Origin of the sequence: Bacillus sp. SIMBA_026, assembly GCF_046535335.1 — a bacterium.
GTDB classification, from domain to species: domain Bacteria; phylum Bacillota; class Bacilli; order Bacillales; family Bacillaceae; genus Bacillus; species Bacillus velezensis.
Map to the genome: position 1 here is coordinate 1 of NZ_JAWRWX010000501.1, position 234 is coordinate 234.

The window sequence follows — 234 nt, forward strand, 5'->3', positions numbered from 1 at the left end:
GAAGGAGGATGGCTTCCGCGTTCGGGCCCTGGACCGCAATCAGTGAAGTCGACGCGGAGGCGTCCTCCACGACAACGTCGAAGCCGGCAGCGCGTTCCAGCAGCTCGACGGCCACAACCTTGGCGTTGCCGGCGTTGGGGACTACGAGGAACTTGTCCTCGCCCTCCACAGGTGACGGGCGGCGGTAGGTGATGAGGTCATCGATGATGCCGCCGTCAGCGTCGCAGATCAGCG

The 234-nt window shown here is 65.4% G+C and carries 1 pseudogene; it reads right to left on the reverse strand.

The annotated features are described in order from the left end of the window. A pseudogene (locus SB847_RS22320) lies at window positions 1-234 on the reverse strand (glycine cleavage system aminomethyltransferase GcvT); the annotation flags it as partial.